We start from the raw sequence: 15009 nt of genomic DNA, 5'->3' as shown, positions 1-15009 counted from the left end.
TGTGTGCCTTTCCGCCGCGGGCTAGCTGGTCCGGTTGCGGACGGCGTCCACGATCCGCTGGACAGCCTCGGCCACCGGCACGCCGTTGTCCTGGCTGCCATCACGGAAACGGAAGGACACAGCGCCTGCGTCGGCGTCCTCGCCGCCGGCGATCAGGACAAACGGGATCTTGTCCTTGCTGGCTGTACGGATCTTCTTGGGGAAGCGGTCGGAGGAGATATCGACCTCGGCTCGGATGCCGGCGGCTTTCAGCTGGTCCACGACGTCGAACATGTAGTCGTTGAAGGTCTCGGCGACGGGAATGCCCACCACCTGGACCGGTGCAAGCCAGGCCGGGAAGGCTCCCGCGTAGTGCTCGGTGAGTACACCCATGAATCGCTCCACCGAGCCGAAGAGGGCACGGTGGATCATGACTGGGCGCTGCCGGGTGCCGTCGGCGGCCTGGAACTCAAGCTCGAAGCGTTCCGGAAGGTTGAAGTCCAGCTGGATGGTGGACATCTGCCAGGTTCGGCCAAGCGCGTCCTTCGCCTGAACGGAAATCTTGGGACCGTAGAACGCGGCTCCGCCCGGGTCCGGAACCAGGTCCAGGCCCGAGGCTTCGGCGACTTCAGCCAGGGTGCGGGTGGCCTCTTCCCACGCGGCGTCCTCGCCGACGAACTTGTCTTCGTTCTTGGTGGAGAGTTCCAGGTAGAAGTCGTCCAGGCCATAGTCCTTGAGCAGACCGAGGACAAAGTTCAGCGTGGTGGTGAGCTCGTCCTTCATCTGCTCACGGGTGCAGTAGATGTGGGCGTCATCCTGTGTCATGCCCCGCACGCGGGTCAGGCCGTGGACCACGCCGGACTTCTCGTAGCGGTAGACAGAACCGAATTCGAAGAGGCGCAGCGGCAGTTCGCGGTAGGACCGTCCGCGGGAACGGAAGATGAGGTTGTGCATGGGGCAGTTCATCGGCTTGAGGTAGTAGTCCTGGCCGGGCTTGCGCACGGTGCCGTCCTCGTTCAGTTCCGCATCGATGTGCATCGCGGGGAACATGCCTTCCTTGTACCAGTCGAGGTGGCCTGAGACCTCGTAAAGGTGCCCCTTGGTGATATGCGGGGTGTACACGAAGTCGTAGCCGGCGTCCACGTGGCGCTGGCGGGAGTAGTCCTCCATGGCCTTGCGGATAATTCCTCCCTTGGGGTGGAAGACCGGCAGGCCGGAACCCAACTCATCGGGGAAAGAGAACAGGTCCAGTTCGGCGCCAAGCTTGCGGTGGTCGCGGCGCTCGGCCTCGGCGATGCGCTCCTGGTAGGCCTTGAGGGCGTCCTTGGTGGGCCAGGCGGTGCCGTAGATGCGCTGGAGCTGCTGGTTGTTCTGGTTGCCCAGCCAATAGGCGGCCGACGAACGGGTCAGGGCAAAGGCGTTGGAGATCAGCTTGGTGTTGGGCAGATGCGGGCCGCGGCACAGATCGCACCAGACGCTGTCGCCGCTCTTGCGGTCCACGTTGTCGTAAATGGTGATATCGCCGGCGCCGACCTCAACATTGACGCCCTCTCCGGCTTCGGCGGCGTTGTTTTTCTTGCCCAGCAGCTCGAGCTTGTAGGGCTCATCCTTCATGGCTTCGCGTGCTTCATCTTCGGACACGACGCGCCGGACGAACTTCTGGTTTTGGTTGACGATCTTGAGCATCATCTTTTCCAGAGTCTTCAGGTCTTCCGGGGTGAACGGCTCGGCGACGTCGAAGTCGAAGTAGAAACCGTCGGTGATGTAAGGGCCGATTCCGAGCTTGGCGTCGGGACGCAGCTGCTGCACGGCCTGGGCCATGACGTGGGCGGTGGAGTGGCGCAGCACGTTGAGGCCGTCCGGGGAATCGATGGTGACGCCTTCAATCTCGGCACCTTCGGGAAGCGGCTGGTCCAGGTCCCTCAGCTCGCCATCAACGCGGGCTACAACGACGTCACGGCGCTCAAAGAAGAGTTCCGCGCCGGTGGTCCCGGTAGTCACCTTCATCTCTTCGCCATCGACGATGAGGGTGATCTGCTGGGCATCTGACACGGGTGTCTCCTATTCAAAGTTAAGGCTTCGTAGCTTGTGGCATACGGGGACCACAGCCAGCCTCGTCCATGGTATCTGCAAGGACAGAGGCCAGCCAAAGCGGCGCACGGAAGGGGCGGGACCGGGCAGGTCAGCTGCCCAGCCCGGTGATGGCAAGGTTCCTGCTGATTCCGCTGAGTGGCCCGGGGAGCCGGAATTCGTCCGGAATGACGGTGCCGGGATGAGGCTCCCCGCTGTCCGGCTTATGCAGGTGGTGGGATTTCTCCCCAGGAAAGGGCGCATTCTCAGGGAAGGGCAGGGTGTCAATCCGGCTGAGATCCCAAGCCATGCTGGCACTGAGGCTGATCCCCCGCGGGCCGGTTCTGCGTGTTGTTCCGCGGACCAGCAGAAGCCGGGTTCCGAAAAGCAGAGATCCCGCCTGCTCCTGGGCCTCGTGGAAGAACACAGAGTCCACACACCCTGTGCCGTCATCGATACTGATGAACACCACCCGCCGGCCCCCGCGCATCGGCGGGGTCTGGGTGGCGATCCTTACCCCGGCCACCAGAACCTCCGTGCCGTTCCTCAACCCGAGGAGTTTGTCCGCGGTGGTGACGCCCAGCCTGTCCAGAAGAGGCCGGTGGCTCGACATCAGGTGCTCGCTGACATCAACAGCCATCAGGTCCAACTCAGCCCTGACGTTTTCGATCATGGTGGGAGGTGGGAGTTCAGCCTTGATATTCCTCAGTTCAACGTCTCCAAGGGGCAGGGCCAGTTGGCCATCAATAACGTCGATTCCTTTCCTGGGCTGCCGGTTCTGCAGGTTCTGAAGATGCTGGACAAGGTCAGCCCGGTTGGCGGCACCGCCGGATTCACGGTGCAGCGAATCGAAGGCACCCAGCTGTGCCAGTCTCTTGATACTCGGTTTACTCAGCCTTGACCGTGCCCTGAGATCAGCCAGGGAGTCATAGGGCTGCCCGGCAACGATTCGTTTCAGCTCCGCTCCTGAGAGGCCGAAGATACCGTTCAGGCTCAGCCGGATGCCAAGTTTCCCGCGGTCCGGCCCCTCTTCGATCCGCTCCACACGGTACTCAGCCAGGCTGCGGTTGATGTCCAGCGGAAGAATTGGAATCCCCAGACGGCGGGCCTCGGCGACAAGCAGGCGCTTGGGGTACATGCCGGGGTCGTGCTCCCAGAGACCGGCAAGGAACGCCTCAGGATGATGGGCTTTCAGCCAGGCTGACTGGTAGGTGGGCACGGCAAAGGCCGCACCGTGGGCCTTGCAGAACCCGAAGCTGCCGAAGGCCTTGAGGGTTCCCCAAACCTTGTCCACCACTTCCGGGGTGTAATGGTTTTCCCGCGCTTTCCGGCGGAAGAACTCCTCAACCTTCGGCTCAAGCTCCCCGTTGCCGAGGGCGCGGCGGAATTCGTCGGCCCTGGCAAGCCCGCAGCCCGTCATGACGTCAAATGTCTTGAGGATCTGCTCGTGGAATACGGTCACCCCGTGGGTTTCCTGCAGCACAGGTTTCAGGTCCGGATGCGGGTAGACCTCCGGCGCGAACCCATGCCGGTGTTCCAAAAAAGGCCGCACCATGTCCGATTTCATGGGCCCGGGACGGAACAGCGAGATATCGATGATGAGATCGTTGAATTCCCGGGGGGCCAATTTACCCACGAGTTCGCGTTGGCCCGGCGATTCGATCTGGAAACAGCCAAGAGTATGGGTGCTCCGGATTAGTTCGTATGTGGGCTCATCATCCAGCGGCACAGCGTTGAGCTCAATGCGGCCGTCCTCACTGATGTAGTCGGGCCCGTTGCCGTCAGGTCCCACGGGATGGGCGCCGGCAGCCACCACTTCACCCTTTGAAGGATGGATCCGGATGATCTCCCGGACGGCGAAAGCCATGGCGCTTTGCATCCGGACTCCCAGCACATCCAGTTTGAGCATGCCCATGGGGTCCATGTCGTGCTTATCGAACTGGCTCATTGGAAGCCCCAGTCCGCTGGGCTGCACAGGGGTCCGGTCCATCAGGCCCGCATCGCCAAGGATTACCCCGCAGGGGTGCATGGAGATGTGACGGGGAAGCCTGTCCAGACGTTCGGTCAGGTCCACGAGCAGGTCCAGCTGCTGGTTTCCGGAAAAGTCCCGCTGCTCCACCCGGCCAGCAAATTCACGAAGCTCAGGTTTTTCCTCAAGCGCTTCCCTGAACTTCCGGGCAGAGAAGCGCCACAGCTGCTTGGCGATCTCCCCGACATCGCCATCATCCATTCCCAAGGCCATCCCGGCATCGCGGACGGCACCCCGCGCACGGTACCCGTTCTGCATGCTCATAAGGGTGACGCGTTGAGCGCCGAAGCGGTCAAAGATCTTCCGGTAAACATTGTGCCTCTCGGCGCTTTCGACGTCGATGTCGATGTCCGGCAGGGTGGACCTGTCTCCTGACAGAAAGCGTTCGAAGATGAGGTCATGCTGCAGCGGATCCACCTGGCTGACATCGATCAGGTAATTGACCAGACTGGACGCTCCCGACCCCCTGGCAGCGGCCCTCACCCCCATATCAATGATCATCCGCGACACTTCAGCCACGGTCAGAAAATATGAGGCAAAGCCCAAATTGGAGATGATCTTCAGCTCATGACCCAGGCGGGCGCGCATCGCAGCCTCCGCTTTGCCGGAAATCCCGGGGAACCTGCGTGCCACACCTGCCTCACACCTCAGCGCCAGCTCCGCGAGGGGATCACCCTCTATGCCGATCACTGACGCTTCCGGAACCACCGGCTGCTTCCAGCCCATGTCTGAAACGGGATCTATCCTGCAGCGGTCGGCGAGCGCCTCCGTTTGAGCGAGCAGCACTTGAAGATCCGCTGCCCCATACCCGGCGGCGTGAATAATTTCCCGACCCAGCTGCAGCATCTGCGCCGGCGATTTCAGCCAGCCCTGTCCGTTTGGCTGCAGGAGAGGGGCGGCGGAAAGTTCCGGCAGCGACTTCAAAGTCCGGGCGGAGTCAAGAACGTCGGCCGTAGCTGCCCCGTCCTCGGCACAATAGCGGACAGCATTGGTGAGTACAGCCGGAACACTGTGCTCCTCGGCAAGTCTGAGCATCCGTACTGCGTGGGCAGTACTCAGCGGCTCGCCGGGGGTGCTGAGATGGGAAACAACTTCGGCAGCGAGGCTTCCGGCTGGCATCGTGTCCAGCCAGCCCTTGAACAGGGTGCGCGGCCGGAGGTACCGCCGTCCTCCCATGGCACGTCCGACGTCGGAATCCGGACCAATCAGCACGGTGAGGACCGGCTTCAGGGTTTCCGGGTCAAGGATCCTTGATGCCAGTTCCGCCCGGGTTACGGCAACTGGGACGACTCCCCCCGCTTTACCAGTGGTGCGGGCGTGCGCATCCGAAATCAGCCGGCAGAGCGCCTTGTATCCTGCTCCGTTGTTATTGCCGTGCGCAAGCACCACGACGCGGCCGGCAAGCTGGGTGCGGAGGTCGCCGTCGTCGTCGAAAACGGCGAGGTCCACCCCGACGACGGGGTCGAGTCCGGCACCCATGCACGCCTTGAGGTGCTTGATGGTGCCGTACAGTCCGTCCCTGTCAGTGCAGGCAAGGGCTGTTGCCCCTTCGGCTGCTGCCGACTGGGCAAGGTCATCAGGCCACGAAACCCCGTAATGGGCGCTGAAGGCGGTGGAAACGTGCAGGTGGGTGAAGCTCATGCTGTTTTATGCCGGAGTGCATCGTGGATCCGGAGAAGCCTCCACCGTCCGCTGCCGGTATGCCTTACCAGATCAAGTGTCAGGTGCTCATCAGCCGGCGGTGTCTGAGTGGCTTTGGCAGGCGTTTTCGCAGAGACCACCTGGACGCGCCAGATCTCGTGATCCACGAGCCCCGGGCCGCTGCCCAGCGGGGCCCGCTGCTCCTCAGCCCACCATTGGCGGCGTTCATACCAACGCACCGGTTCAGCGCCTACCGTGTACGTCCTGCCGCCCCATTGAAGCTCCACCGGCTGGCCTTCCGCCCCACAAACGACGTCTACGGACTCGCTGAACATGCCCATAGGTGCCTCCGGAAGCCAAACTGAATGTGCGGTAAATAAGGGTTATTAGAATATGTATTCGAATAACACCAGTCTACGCCGGGGCTCCGACAAAACCTAGATGAGGTGTGGACGGACGGCGGCTCAGGGGGCAGGATGGAGCCATGAGTTCCAATGACGCACTCCTGAAGCACGTAAGCATCGCCGCCAAAGACACCACCCTGGTGGCCAAATTCGATATTGACGGCAACATTCCAGGATCGGGCGCCTTCGTAGTGGGGCTCGTGGCTGCAACTCCGGATTACTCACATCAACGGAGGCTTGGAATTGAGTTCATGAACGGCGAGGCGGTGTCGATTTACTCGTTCAGCCATGACGGCACGGAGGAGAACTTCGACGTCAACAGCGTCGAACATTCCGGCAGCACCATTACCGGCAGTTTCCCCATGAGCACTGTGCTCGGGCTGGGCAAAGGCCACCTCATGTCGGCCTTCAGCGAGGCCGACGGCCGGGAATTCCAGTCAGGAGTGCCGGTGGACGAAGCGCTCTAGGCGCTTCGCAAAGTTCTAGCTGTTGTCCTTGTGGATTTGCAGCTCAAGCTCGATGAACTTCGAGATCATGGCCCGGTAGGTGCTTTCCACGATATCCGGGTCAATTTCCTTTTTCTCGGCCGCGGCACGGACATGTTCGATCACGCGCTCCACCCGTCCGGGGGCCCGGACTTCCGCGTCGTCGCCCTTGAGCGTTCCCGCGATCCTGATCAGTCGTTCGCGGCGCGCAATCAGCGTGACGATCTGGTCATCAACCTCGTCCACGGCGATCCGGACAGCTGCGAGCTGTTCCCTGTCAGCCTTGGCGTTCTTATCGTCTCCGTGATTTGTGAGCATGTCCATGACAGTATCGAACCATGCAGCCCCGAGTCGATTTTATTTCACTGGGAGTGCGAAGCGTCGCCGCCTCCCGCCGCTTCTATGTGGACGGCCTTGGCTGGCCCGTCCACCGCGAGTTTCCAGAGGTGGTGTTCATCCAGGTCAACCACGGCCTCATTCTCTCGCTCTGGGACGCCGGGCAGATGCAGGCCGAGGCGGCCGTCGACGCCCCGGCCGTCGACGCCCCGGCCGCCGTCCCCTGCATTACGCTCAGCCACAACGTGGCAAGCGCAGACGAAGTCGACCAGGTGGTGGCACAGGCGCAAGCCGCCGGAGCCACTGTGGTGGCCAGCCCCAAGACCCAGCCGTGGGGCGGCTACACGGGGTACGTCGCCGATCCGGACGGCTTCCGGTGGGAGATTGCTTTCAACCCCACCTGGACAGTTGACGACGGCGGACGTGTCACCGTCTGATGGCTGCCGGCGGAGTATGCGGCGTCAGAAGAGGGCCTCCACTGGCTCGATGAGTTCCGGCGAATTATTGCGGACGTTGCCCACGGCTTTCCCCACCGAATCCACGCGCCAGCCGGACGCGACATCCTTCACCCCGGAGCGGACCAGGTCCACCAGCCCGGCGGCATCATCAACCTGCGGGTCGAGCCAGGCGGCCATCGTTTCCCTGCTCATGGGCAGCGGGACACGGTCGTGGAGCGCCGTGAGTTCACCGAACACCGTGGCTTCAGCGCCCTCCGGCGGGGAATCCGCCGTCATGATGGACATCGAAAGCATCCACCGTGCCGGGTCGCCCGGCGGCGTGGACGGATCCTTCCACCACTCGTACAGCCCGGCAAAGACAATGCCGGTGCCCTCGGTGGGGTGGACGTAGTAGGGCTGCTTGCTGCGGCCCTCGCCCTGCTTCCATTCGTAGTAGCCGTCCGCCGGCACAGCGCAGCGCCGCGACTGCACGGCCTTGCGGAACGCCGGCTTTTCCAGCACGGTTTCACTCCGGGCGTTGATCATCTTCGGCCCGATGCGCGGGTCCTTCGCCCAGGACGGCACGAGGCCCCAGCGGGCGATGTGCAGCTGGCGGGTGGTGCCGCCATCGATCAGGCGTTCCAGGACGATGGGGGCATCGTCCGTGGGGGCAACGTTCCAGGATGGCGGGATGGCTATTTCATTTTCGAGTTCGGCGTCGAATTCTGCCAGCAGGTCCCCGACGGCCCTGGCCATCACGTAGCGTCCACACATGGCACCAGCATGCCATCGCAATACAAGCGGGGGAATACCGACGCACGGGTTACGGTTGACGGGAACGAAACTGACCGGCATAAAACCTAAACACGAGGAGAGCTCCGTGGACTTCACTCCCGAAGACGGCACCATCACCATGTTTTCCACCACCTGGTGCGGCTACTGCAACAGGCTCAAGAAGCAGCTCGATGCCCAGGGAATCGGCTATACCGAGATCAACATCGAAGAAGTCGACGGCACGGCCGAACTCGTCGAGCAGATCAACGGCGGCAACCGCACGGTTCCCACCGTCCTTTTCCCGGACGGCACCGCCGCCACGAACCCGTCGGCCGCCGAGGTCAAGAGCCGTCTCGCGGCATAAGGTCAACAGCCGCACAGGTTCAACCTGGCGCACGGGAGGGAGGCGGTCAGCGCAGTTGCGCGGCCGCCTCTTTTGCGAGTGACGTGGCGATCCGGGTGAGCGTGGTTGATTCGATGGACCACTGCTGCCAGTAGAGCGGTACGTCCAGATACCCGTTTGCATCCAACACGGTGAGGGTGCCGGCGTCAAGAAGTGGCATGGCCTGAAGGTCGGGCAGCATGCCCCAGCCGAGCCCGAGTTCAATCGCGTGCACGAAGTCCGAGGACGCGGGGACGAAGTGGCGGGGCGGGAACTTGGCACCTGAGCCCAGCCTGCGCTCAAGGTAGCGGTCCTGGAGGGCATCCTTGCGGTCGAAAACCACCACCGGCGCCGAGGACAGGGCCTCGTCGGTAAACCCCTCGGGCAGCCACTGTTCCGCAAACGGGACGCTGGCCACAGGGCGGTAGCGCATGACGCCCAGCGGGCGGGCAGTGCATCCCTGCACCGGCTCCGGATTGGAAGTGATGGCCGCCATCGAGGTTCCTTCGCGGAGGCGGTCGATGGAGTGGTCCTGATCGTCGATGGTGATCTCAAAACTTGCCCGTTCAACTCGCGCCAGGGCCGGGAGAACCCACGTAGCCAGCGAATCGGCGTTGATGACCAGCGGAATGCGCGGGCGCGCCCCGGCACCCTCCAGCCCCAGTTCATCCATGGCCTCACTTTCGAGGAGAGCCACCTGGCGGGCCAGCCGAACCACAACGCTTCCGGACTTCGTGGGCCGGACCGGCTTGGTGCGGAGCAGCAGGACGCGTCCGGTCTGCTGCTCCAGTGCCTTGATCCTCTGGCTGACGGCAGACGACGTCACATGCAGCGCCGCGGCGGCACGGTCGAAGGTGCCGTGGTCGATCACCGCCGCGAGCGTTCTGAGCTGTTCGGTTGTCGCATCCATCCTGAATTTTCCTTAATAGAGTTAAGAAAGTTTAGCTGTACTCATGATTCCGTGGCACCTAGAGTCAGGCAGGTGGAAATCCCTGACACTCTCGCTGCCCTTGCCACCGGCTTTGGAGCCGGCCTGTCCCTCATCGTCGCCATTGGCGCGCAAAACGCCTTCGTCCTGCGCCAGGGACTGCGCCGCGAGCACATGGTCCCCATCGTGGCTGTCTGCATCGCAAGCGACGCGGTCCTGATTGCTGCGGGCGTGGCCGGCGTGGGCGCGCTGATCCAGGCCGCACCGCTGGCACTGGCCGTTGTCCGCTGGGCCGGAGCCGCCTTTCTTCTCGCCTATGCTTTTTTCGCGGCCAGGCGCGCCCTGAAGCCTGGCGCCATGACGGCCGCCGCCCCATCCGCACGCAGCACGCTGGCAGCAACGGTGAGTACCGCCGTCGCCCTGACATGGTTGAACCCGCACGTGTATCTGGACACCGTGGTGCTCCTGGGCTCCCTGGCTTCCGACCGGGGCCCCGATGGCCGCTGGCCGTTTGCCTGGGGAGCGATCGCGGGAAGCACGCTCTGGTTCAGCCTCCTGGGCTTCAGTGCGAAGTTCCTGGCCCCGGTTTTTGCCCGCCCCGGAGCCTGGCGGGTTCTCGACGGCGCCATCGCCGTCCTGATGGTGATCCTGGCCGCGTTCCTGGCCGTTCCGTAGGGTTGCCCGCTCACTTAGTGATGGGCTGGTCCAGGGTGAGGCTGATGGTCTGGCCGGGTTTAAGCTCGCCGGACGGCAGGTCAGTGAATTCAATCCAGGTCCGCGTTCCCGGCGTCAGCGGCCGATTGGCGGATTCGAGTTCATCGAGGCGCAGATTGAAGCGGAACGCGACCTGGCGCTCGACGTCCCCGGCCGCCATCGTGTAGGTGACAGGCACGCCGTCGGCGCTGGCAGTAGCGGTGCCCTGCGCGCCCTCGATCTTCAAGTCTCCCGGCATTAGCCTCACCCGGGTTCCGGCGGGGATCGGCCGGTCTGCCTTCAATCCGGGGTTGTACAGCAGCAGCTGCCGGGTGGTGGAGCGGAACCGGTAGCCGAGGCTGTCAAGGGAGTCCCCGTCCACAGTGGTGTAGAAGTCGGCCCGGCCGAATGAGTTGTTGACGGTCTTTCCGGTGCCGGATCGGCTGTCCACCGGCTTCTTCTGCAGCTCGATCTGCTGACCCGGGTGAAGGAAGTATACGTTCCCCTGCTCGTGGACGAACGGGACCTTGTTTGCCTCCGCCAGCTGTTCCTCAGTGATGCCGAAGCGGTACGTGATGCCGTCCAGCGTGTCGTCGGCCGACACGATGTACGTCCTGGGGATGCCGGCGGCATCGACACTCGCGGTACCGGTGGCTGCGGCCATCGGGCCGGCAGGAGGAATCAGCCGCAGTTTCGTTCCGGGTACCAGCGGCGCCCCGGGAGTGAGCCCGTTAAAAGCGGCGATCTTGGCCTCCGAGATCCCAAACGCGGCAGCCAGGGCCGCGTGGGTGTCACCCGCCGCCGTCGTGTAGAAATCGACGTTTCCGAACGAATCGGCCACTTTGGGCCCCTTCAGTGACCTCGGAGTGGGAGCACCCGACTTCACGACAGCCGCGGACGCCTGCGTCTCAGGCGTCGCCGGGTCCGTCGCCCGCACCGCCTGAGCGCCGCACCCCGTCAGTCCGCCGGCAAGCACGACGGCAAGCACGACGGCGAGCGCCAGCCTTTTGGCCGGTACATCTGAGCTTCTTTTCCCTGTTTCAACCATTTCAGTCCCCCCAATCCGGCAACGCGGGAAACCCGCGTAAAGCACGCCATCGAGCATAGGCGATACACCGGCTGGCTGCCGTTAACCCTGCAGGCTGCTGAAGTCCGCGTGCGCGAGGGCTGCGTAGCCGCCATAAGTGCTGATCACGGCGTCCTCGATGGCCTGAACGTCCAGGTGCGGCACGAGGTCGTCCGCCGCGCCTGCCGTCGCCGGATCCCAGTCCAGACCAAGGGCGGCATAGCTCGCTGTAAGGACGCTGCGGATCGGCGCCGAATTCTCCACCACGATGACCGAGCTGAACAGCCACCCGCCGGACACGACGCGCTGCGCGGTTCCTACGAGCTTGACCTGATGCGAGGGAACCTCCGGATCGGTGCCGTGGACGCTGAATTCGCCCGGGCAGTACTCCCCCGGAATCTCGCCTACGGCAGCATCCACACCGGTGCTGCGGAGCGCCTGCGCCAGCATCTCGCCGAAGAACGCGAACCTGCCCTTGGCTCCGGCGATCGCATCAGTGTGGGGTTCCACATGGTCAACGATCAGGGTGCCCTCGTGGTACGCGGCGGCCCGTCCGCCGGCTTTGCGGATCAGCGGCTCGAAGCCCTGCTCGCGGCACGCCTGCGCGGCGGCTCCGAAGCCGGCGAGATGGGTGTCGCGCTGCCCGAAGGCCACCGTCGGCGCGGGGCGGTAGAGCCTGAGCGTGGGCCCGATCCGGCCCGCCTTGGCCAGGCCCAGCAGCTCGATCCCGAAGTCAAGGTCCCTGGCTGCCCCCAGCGAGTGGTGCTGGCGAACGACGGTCAGCGCCCGCGGTCCGGCCCCAGCCTGCTGCATATTGCTAAGCTCCCTTATGGTCATAGTGCAATTTCTGGTCGTAGCAAGTGCGTTCGCCGTGATCGACGCCGTATGGCTCAAGCTCATGAACCCGTTCTACCGCAGCCACATCGGCGACCTGCTGGCCGATCGGCCCAATCTAGGGTACGCCGTCGCTTTCTACCTGATTTACATCGCCGGGATCGTCTTTTTCGCGCTGCGGCCAGCGCTCGACGGCGGCGGCTGGCTGGCCGCCGTCGGCTATGGGGCGGCGCTGGGTGCGTTCGCATACGCGACGTATGACCTGACGAACGCCGCGACGCTCAAAAAGTGGCCTATCCAGCTGATTCTCGTTGACCTGGCCTGGGGCGCCGTGCTGACCGCGCTCGCCACGCTGGCCGGCTGGCTGGTGTTCCACTAGGCCGGTTCACCGGATCCGGCGGCGGCTCCTAGCTCTTCCGCAGCGTCAGGATCTGCTCTGCGCGGCCGAACGGCCCGGCCAGGTCATGCAGCACCGTGGACGTGAGCCCGATCCCGTCGGTGCCAAAAGACACGGCGTTGTCCAGACCCAGCCATTCGCCCTCCGGCCGGCGGTACATGTGGATCTGCAGGTCCAGGTTGGGGAACGCATAGCTGTCCTTACCAGGGGGCACCCTGGCGGCAATGCCGTTAGCCGTGTCCACGAGGCCCATCAGCCGTGCCATGTCAGTGCTGTCCGCCGCGTTCGTCAGCGAGTGGTCGGTGCGCAACCAGACCTTGCCCGAGCCTGGCCGGTGACCGTCCGCTACCCTCATCTCGAGCGACCGGATGTACCCGCCGGGCCAGACGCTGGCGCCGTCGTATGGCTTGCAGTCGCCAGGGGACGGGATAGCCGTGTCCTCGAAGGCGGCGACGGCGGCGGTATCGGAAGTGACCATCCGCCACGCGGTGGCCCGGATGGCCACCCGTCCGGCCGACACCAATTCTGCCTGCAGGAGTTCGATGGTCCGGCCGGGGCGGAGCGTTGTGGTGACGATGTCGAAGCCGCCGCCGGGAATCAGGCCCAGGATCTCGTAGCTGATGCGCGCCATGCGCATGTCAGCGCGCGGCTCGTGCCGTTCCAGCCGGTCGGCGAGCAATCCCGAGGCCGGCGCCATGTGCTGTTCGTGCACGTTCCAGGCCCCCTGGGCATGGATGGTTGAGCAGAAGCGTCCCCCACCCAAGTCCTTGTAATAGAAGTCGCCCTCGGCGAGTTCCGGCAGTGCAGCAGTCAACGTCGACCCCTTCGAAGCTCTGATTGATCATCCCGAATCACCCTATCGCTTCGCGCCCCGGGCAGATGTCCCAGGCCCCCTGCTTCGGGGGCACCGGATCCTCCGGACACTCGGGGGCGGGGACGGCTCCACATCGGACAACGACACCGACGACGGCCGCGGCTGGGTGCTGGTCCCGCCTGGTCGCGGCGCCGCCGGACGCGCGCGCTTAAAGCTCCCGTTCTCCATATGATGTTCTGGGTAGACTCGGAGACTGGTCCTTCTAGCAGCCCTCAGAAGAGGTGTTCCACTGATGCGAGTAATTAGCTACAACCTCCGCAAGCACAAGGCGAGCGGCGAGCTGGTCAATCTGGCCCGCAACTTCGGGGTCGATGCCCTTTGCCTGCAGGAGTGCGATTCAGCCGACCTGCCCGACACCCTCGGCCCCCTGCACTTGGCCGACTTCACCAAGGGCAACCGGCTCGGCTTGGCAATCTACTACCGCACCGAACGGTTCACGGCGCTGGAAACCAAGACCTTTGCCCTGAAGAAGTCCATGCACGACCGTGTGATGGCGCCCGCCCACGAGCGTCTGATCGGCACCCGAATGGTGGACAACGAGACGGACCACGAATTGGTCATCGGCTCCTTCCACGCGGCGCCGCTGACCGCCTCGAATTCGCTCCGCCGCAAGCAGATCCATGCCGCGCACGCGGAGCTGCTGAGCATGGGCAGCGGGCTCATGACGCTGATGGTCGGGGACTTCAACTACCCCTTCTTCACCAAGAGTCTGCACGCCAACATGAAGGACTCGGGTTACGCCCTGTCGCTCAGTAACCGCAGGACCTATACGCGCTACAAGGTCTTCAAAGGCCACTTCGACTTCGCGACGTCCCTGGGGCTGGACATTGAAAGCGTTGAGACGCTGCCCCGCGGCAAGTCCGACCACCTGCCTATCCTGGTCACCGCGGAATACGGTCAGGACCGCTCACCGATCAAACAGCAGCCCGTTTCCTGACCCGGCAGTTCCTGGCAGGGGCATTCCTTTCAGGGGCATTCCCTTCAGGGAATCGCCCGCCAGCGGAATGACGTCGATCAGGGCATTCCGGCCAACGACCACCAGCACATACTCGCCCTCGGCCCACCATGGCGCCCCGATCGAATGAGTGCCAGTGAATCCCTGAAGGCCGGAATCGAGCAGCGCCCCCAAAGCGCTGACCGCCCCGCCGGCGCCGATCAGCAGTCCGAACACCGAGCCCGCCACGGTGGGCACCTCTGCGAGCCGGCCGGGCCCTTTGGCAGGATGCAGCCACATCCACCGTTGCCACCCCCACACAGCGGCCCAGACCAGACAGATGGCGAGTCGCCACGGGGCGGTTTGCACGAGCCATCTTCCGTTGACCTTGACGAGATCAAACACATCCTCGGTCTCGTACTCCGGGTTCCCGAAAGGGCCCGACCCGTTCGAGGCCGGCGATGATGAAAAGAATGACAATCAGGATCCTGTCGGGCCGCCTCGTGGATGCGCTCACTGGAGGGGACTATGTGGGGCGGTGCTCGACAGTGAAGTCGCCGCCGGGATACATAATCGTCTCGTGGCCGTCGTCAAAGCGGACGTGGTACGGCGGGGTTCCGTTGGGCCCGCGGACTTCCAGAATCTCACCATGCCGGTCCGACGATTCAACCGTCCTACCGTGTATGATGATGCGGTCTCCCTGGGTTGCCTCCATGGCAATCACCTCCCAGCCCTAGCGTACGGTG

General features: G+C 63.9%; 17 protein-coding genes. 6 read left to right on the top strand and 11 right to left on the bottom strand.

All coding sequences use genetic code 11. The annotated features are described in order from the left end of the window. Nucleotides 1-21: 21 nt before the first annotated feature. The 3 genes from thrS to AC1D14_RS05840 all read right to left on the bottom strand — a co-directional run bounded on the left by thrS (nucleotide 22) and on the right by AC1D14_RS05840 (nucleotide 6060). Nucleotides 22-1986 (bottom strand): threonine--tRNA ligase, encoded by a 1965-nt coding sequence (gene thrS, locus AC1D14_RS05850; protein WP_476881420.1) that lies wholly within the window; start codon nucleotides 1984-1986, stop codon nucleotides 22-24. Between the two features lie 175 nt (nucleotides 1987-2161). Beyond that, complete coding sequence (locus tag AC1D14_RS05845) at nucleotides 2162-5719, bottom strand: DNA polymerase III subunit alpha (protein WP_476881373.1); 3558 nt, start codon at nucleotides 5717-5719, stop codon at nucleotides 2162-2164. Continuing rightward, nucleotides 5716-6060 carry a DUF6504 family protein gene (locus tag AC1D14_RS05840; RefSeq protein ID WP_230118037.1) on the bottom strand — a complete coding sequence of 115 codons (345 nt, stop codon included), beginning with the start codon at nucleotides 6058-6060 and terminating at the stop codon, nucleotides 5716-5718. Before AC1D14_RS05840 ends, AC1D14_RS05845 begins: the two co-directional genes overlap by 4 nt. 143 nt (nucleotides 6061-6203) lie before the next feature. Here AC1D14_RS05840 and AC1D14_RS05835 point away from each other — a divergent pair, with 143 nt between their 5' ends. Next, nucleotides 6204-6590 (top strand): hypothetical protein, encoded by a 387-nt coding sequence (locus AC1D14_RS05835; protein ID WP_230118038.1) that lies wholly within the window; start codon nucleotides 6204-6206, stop codon nucleotides 6588-6590. Between the two features lie 15 nt (nucleotides 6591-6605). On the opposite strand, the gene AC1D14_RS05830 is transcribed toward AC1D14_RS05835, so the two are convergent. Next, nucleotides 6606-6932, bottom strand: a complete 327-nt coding sequence (locus AC1D14_RS05830; protein WP_476881374.1) for a chorismate mutase — start codon at nucleotides 6930-6932, stop codon at nucleotides 6606-6608. A gap of 14 nt (nucleotides 6933-6946) precedes the next feature. Here AC1D14_RS05830 and AC1D14_RS05825 point away from each other — a divergent pair, with 14 nt between their 5' ends. Continuing rightward, nucleotides 6947-7381 carry a VOC family protein gene (locus tag AC1D14_RS05825; RefSeq protein WP_476968193.1) on the top strand — a complete coding sequence of 145 codons (435 nt, stop codon included), beginning with the start codon at nucleotides 6947-6949 and terminating at the stop codon, nucleotides 7379-7381. A 24-nt stretch (nucleotides 7382-7405) separates the two neighbouring features. Here AC1D14_RS05825 and AC1D14_RS05820 read toward each other — a convergent pair whose 3' ends face one another. Further along, the gene (locus tag AC1D14_RS05820) at nucleotides 7406-8155 is read right to left on the bottom strand and encodes an SOS response-associated peptidase (RefSeq protein ID WP_290369730.1); all 750 of its coding nucleotides are present in this window, start codon (nucleotides 8153-8155) and stop codon (nucleotides 7406-7408) included. Between the two features lie 106 nt (nucleotides 8156-8261). On the opposite strand from AC1D14_RS05820, the gene AC1D14_RS05815 reads away from it, so the two are divergent. After that, entirely contained in the window at nucleotides 8262-8519 is a 258-nt protein-coding gene (locus tag AC1D14_RS05815) for a mycoredoxin (RefSeq protein WP_078028863.1), read from the top strand. A 46-nt stretch (nucleotides 8520-8565) separates the two neighbouring features. Here the strand turns inward: AC1D14_RS05815 and AC1D14_RS05810 are convergent, their stop codons facing one another. Further along, on the bottom strand, nucleotides 8566-9447 hold the full coding sequence (locus AC1D14_RS05810) for a LysR family transcriptional regulator ArgP (protein WP_230118041.1): 882 nt from the start codon (nucleotides 9445-9447) through the stop codon (nucleotides 8566-8568). A gap of 72 nt (nucleotides 9448-9519) precedes the next feature. Between AC1D14_RS05810 and AC1D14_RS05805 the strand changes: the two genes are divergently transcribed. Beyond that, nucleotides 9520-10140 (top strand): LysE/ArgO family amino acid transporter, encoded by a 621-nt coding sequence (locus tag AC1D14_RS05805; RefSeq protein WP_476881376.1) that lies wholly within the window; start codon nucleotides 9520-9522, stop codon nucleotides 10138-10140. 10 nt (nucleotides 10141-10150) lie between these two features. On the opposite strand, the gene AC1D14_RS05800 is transcribed toward AC1D14_RS05805, so the two are convergent. Beyond that, nucleotides 10151-11206 carry a LysM peptidoglycan-binding domain-containing protein gene (locus AC1D14_RS05800; protein ID WP_476881377.1) on the bottom strand — a complete coding sequence of 352 codons (1056 nt, stop codon included), beginning with the start codon at nucleotides 11204-11206 and terminating at the stop codon, nucleotides 10151-10153. Nucleotides 11207-11287: 81 nt separating this feature from the next. Continuing rightward, on the bottom strand, nucleotides 11288-12037 hold the full coding sequence (locus AC1D14_RS05795) for a lipoate--protein ligase family protein (protein WP_476881378.1): 750 nt from the start codon (nucleotides 12035-12037) through the stop codon (nucleotides 11288-11290). A 16-nt stretch (nucleotides 12038-12053) separates the two neighbouring features. Here AC1D14_RS05795 and AC1D14_RS05790 point away from each other — a divergent pair, with 16 nt between their 5' ends. Further along, on the top strand, nucleotides 12054-12437 hold the full coding sequence (locus tag AC1D14_RS05790) for a DUF2177 family protein (protein ID WP_476881379.1): 384 nt from the start codon (nucleotides 12054-12056) through the stop codon (nucleotides 12435-12437). A gap of 28 nt (nucleotides 12438-12465) precedes the next feature. Here AC1D14_RS05790 and AC1D14_RS05785 read toward each other — a convergent pair whose 3' ends face one another. Next, the gene (locus AC1D14_RS05785) at nucleotides 12466-13269 is read right to left on the bottom strand and encodes a thioesterase family protein (protein ID WP_230118046.1); all 804 of its coding nucleotides are present in this window, start codon (nucleotides 13267-13269) and stop codon (nucleotides 12466-12468) included. A gap of 292 nt (nucleotides 13270-13561) precedes the next feature. Here AC1D14_RS05785 and AC1D14_RS05780 point away from each other — a divergent pair, with 292 nt between their 5' ends. Beyond that, entirely contained in the window at nucleotides 13562-14266 is a 705-nt protein-coding gene (locus AC1D14_RS05780) for an endonuclease/exonuclease/phosphatase family protein (RefSeq protein WP_230118047.1), read from the top strand. Here AC1D14_RS05780 and AC1D14_RS05775 read toward each other — a convergent pair. Further along, nucleotides 14237-14743: a hypothetical protein gene (locus AC1D14_RS05775; RefSeq protein ID WP_230118048.1), complete on the bottom strand. Its 507-nt coding sequence runs from the start codon at nucleotides 14741-14743 to the stop codon at nucleotides 14237-14239. The two genes, AC1D14_RS05780 and AC1D14_RS05775, sit on opposite strands and share 30 nt — an antisense overlap. 46 nt (nucleotides 14744-14789) lie before the next feature. Then, nucleotides 14790-14978 carry a DUF1918 domain-containing protein gene (locus AC1D14_RS05770; protein WP_230118049.1) on the bottom strand — a complete coding sequence of 63 codons (189 nt, stop codon included), beginning with the start codon at nucleotides 14976-14978 and terminating at the stop codon, nucleotides 14790-14792. Nucleotides 14979-15009 lie beyond the last annotated feature (31 nt).

This window comes from Arthrobacter sp. P1_B11 (genome assembly GCF_056406715.1).
The sequence above is the reverse complement of the archived record's forward strand: the minus strand, read 5'-3'. Positions and strand labels throughout refer to the sequence as shown.

What these genes read in the sequence shown, in the direction of transcription:
- AC1D14_RS05845 (WP_476881373.1), bottom strand. Translation starts at nt 5,719, where the DNA reads ATGAGCTTCACCCACCTGCACGTTTCCACCGCCTTCAGCGCCCATTAC.
- AC1D14_RS05780 (WP_230118047.1), top strand. Translation starts at nt 13,562, where the DNA reads ATGCGAGTAATTAGCTACAACCTCCGCAAGCACAAGGCGAGCGGCGAG.
- thrS (WP_476881420.1), bottom strand. Translation starts at nt 1,986, where the DNA reads ATGAAGGTGACTACCGGGACCACCGGCGCGGAACTCTTCTTTGAGCGC.
- AC1D14_RS05770 (WP_230118049.1), bottom strand. Translation starts at nt 14,978, where the DNA reads ATGGAGGCAACCCAGGGAGACCGCATCATCATACACGGTAGGACGGTT.
- AC1D14_RS05830 (WP_476881374.1), bottom strand. Translation starts at nt 6,932, where the DNA reads ATGGACATGCTCACAAATCACGGAGACGATAAGAACGCCAAGGCTGAC.
- AC1D14_RS05840 (WP_230118037.1), bottom strand. Translation starts at nt 6,060, where the DNA reads ATGGGCATGTTCAGCGAGTCCGTAGACGTCGTTTGTGGGGCGGAAGGC.
- AC1D14_RS05820 (WP_290369730.1), bottom strand. Translation starts at nt 8,155, where the DNA reads ATGTGTGGACGCTACGTGATGGCCAGGGCCGTCGGGGACCTGCTGGCA.
- AC1D14_RS05790 (WP_476881379.1), top strand. Translation starts at nt 12,054, where the DNA reads ATGGTCATAGTGCAATTTCTGGTCGTAGCAAGTGCGTTCGCCGTGATC.
- AC1D14_RS05800 (WP_476881377.1), bottom strand. Translation starts at nt 11,206, where the DNA reads ATGGTTGAAACAGGGAAAAGAAGCTCAGATGTACCGGCCAAAAGGCTG.
- AC1D14_RS05795 (WP_476881378.1), bottom strand. Translation starts at nt 12,037, where the DNA reads ATGCAGCAGGCTGGGGCCGGACCGCGGGCGCTGACCGTCGTTCGCCAG.
- AC1D14_RS05825 (WP_476968193.1), top strand. Translation starts at nt 6,947, where the DNA reads ATGCAGCCCCGAGTCGATTTTATTTCACTGGGAGTGCGAAGCGTCGCC.
- AC1D14_RS05835 (WP_230118038.1), top strand. Translation starts at nt 6,204, where the DNA reads ATGAGTTCCAATGACGCACTCCTGAAGCACGTAAGCATCGCCGCCAAA.
- AC1D14_RS05810 (WP_230118041.1), bottom strand. Translation starts at nt 9,447, where the DNA reads ATGGATGCGACAACCGAACAGCTCAGAACGCTCGCGGCGGTGATCGAC.